Source organism: Priestia sp. P1_B12_1, assembly GCF_056406695.1.
On the sequence record NZ_JBFTZR010000060.1, the window covers coordinates 1 to 1,210 of the forward strand.

Annotated in this window: 12 tRNA genes; all 12 read right to left on the reverse strand. The window is 53.4% G+C overall.

The annotated features are described in order from the left end of the window. Positions 1–69: 69 nt before the first annotated feature. Positions 70–146: transfer RNA gene (locus tag AC1D0Y_RS29455), tRNA-Ile, on the reverse strand. A gap of 6 nt (positions 147–152) precedes the next feature. After that, positions 153–226, reverse strand: a tRNA-Gly gene (locus AC1D0Y_RS29460). Positions 227–239: 13 nt separating this feature from the next. Next, positions 240–315: transfer RNA gene (locus AC1D0Y_RS29465), tRNA-Asp, on the reverse strand. 11 nt (positions 316–326) lie between these two features. Next, positions 327–419, reverse strand: a tRNA-Ser gene (locus AC1D0Y_RS29470). A gap of 10 nt (positions 420–429) precedes the next feature. Continuing rightward, positions 430–505, reverse strand: a tRNA-Ala gene (locus AC1D0Y_RS29475). A 12-nt stretch (positions 506–517) separates the two neighbouring features. Then, positions 518–594, reverse strand: a tRNA-Pro gene (locus AC1D0Y_RS29480). A 4-nt stretch (positions 595–598) separates the two neighbouring features. After that, a tRNA-Arg gene (locus AC1D0Y_RS29485) sits at positions 599–675 on the reverse strand. 9 nt (positions 676–684) lie between these two features. Continuing rightward, a tRNA-Leu gene (locus tag AC1D0Y_RS29490) sits at positions 685–773 on the reverse strand. 12 nt (positions 774–785) lie between these two features. Continuing rightward, a tRNA-Cys gene (locus AC1D0Y_RS29495) sits at positions 786–859 on the reverse strand. A 10-nt stretch (positions 860–869) separates the two neighbouring features. After that, a tRNA-Gly gene (locus AC1D0Y_RS29500) sits at positions 870–944 on the reverse strand. A 19-nt stretch (positions 945–963) separates the two neighbouring features. Then, positions 964–1,045 (reverse strand) — tRNA-Leu (locus tag AC1D0Y_RS29505). A 13-nt stretch (positions 1,046–1,058) separates the two neighbouring features. Continuing rightward, positions 1,059–1,134, reverse strand: a tRNA-Lys gene (locus tag AC1D0Y_RS29510). Positions 1,135–1,210 lie beyond the last annotated feature (76 nt).

The window sequence follows — 1,210 nt, forward strand, 5'->3', positions numbered from 1 at the left end:
AGGTAGGACTCGAACCTACGACCGATCGGTTAACAGCCGATAGCTCTACCACTGAGCTACTGTGGAATATGGTGGGCCTAAGTGGACTCGAACCACCGACCTCACGCTTATCAGGCGTGCGCTCTAACCAGCTGAGCTATAGGCCCATTATTTGGAGCGGGTGATGAGAATCGAACTCACGACATCAGCTTGGAAGGCTGAGGTTTTACCATTAAACTACACCCGCTTATTTTTAAAAATGGCGGTCCCGACGGGAATCGAACCCGCGATCTCCTGCGTGACAGGCAGGCATGTTAACCGCTACACCACGGGACCAAAATAGAAAATGGAGGAGGAAGAGGGATTCGAACCCCCGCGGGCTTTGACACCCCTGTCGGTTTTCAAGACCGATCCCTTCAGCCGGACTTGGGTATTCCTCCGTATATTGCATGGTGGAGCCTAGCGGGATCGAACCGCTGACCTCCTGCGTGCAAGGCAGGCGCTCTCCCAGCTGAGCTAAGGCCCCATGATACTTCTCTGGTCGGGAAGACAGGATTCGAACCTGCGACCCCTTGGTCCCAAACCAAGTGCTCTACCAAGCTGAGCTACTTCCCGTTYATGGCGCGCCCGAGAGGAGTCGAACCCCTAACCTTTTGATCCGTAGTCAAACGCTCTATCCAATTGAGCTACGGGCGCTTATTAAAATGGTGCCGAGGGCCGGACTTGAACCGGCACGGTAGTCACCTACCGCAGGATTTTAAGTCCTGTGTGTCTGCCAATTCCACCACCCCGGCAGGACTTATACGTGGAGGCGGCAACCGGATTTGAACCGGTGATAAAGGTTTTGCAGACCTTGGCCTTACCACTTGGCTATGCCGCCAATATATATATGGAGCGGAAGACGAGGTTCGAACTCGCGACCCCCACCTTGGCAAGGTGGKGKTCTACCACTGAACTACTTCCGCRCATTTATYTAAWTTAAGATGCGGGTGAAGGGACTTGAACCCCCACGTCATAAGACACTAGATCCTAAGTCTAGCGCGTCTGCCAATTCCGCCACACCCGCGTGTRAATATAACTGGTGAGCCATGAAGGACTCGAACCTTCGACCCTCTGATTAAAAGTCAGATGCTCTACCAACTGAGCTAATGGCTCTCTATGGCTGGGCTAGCTGGATTCGAACCAACGCATGACGGAATCAAAATCCGTTGCCTTACCGCTTGGCGATAGC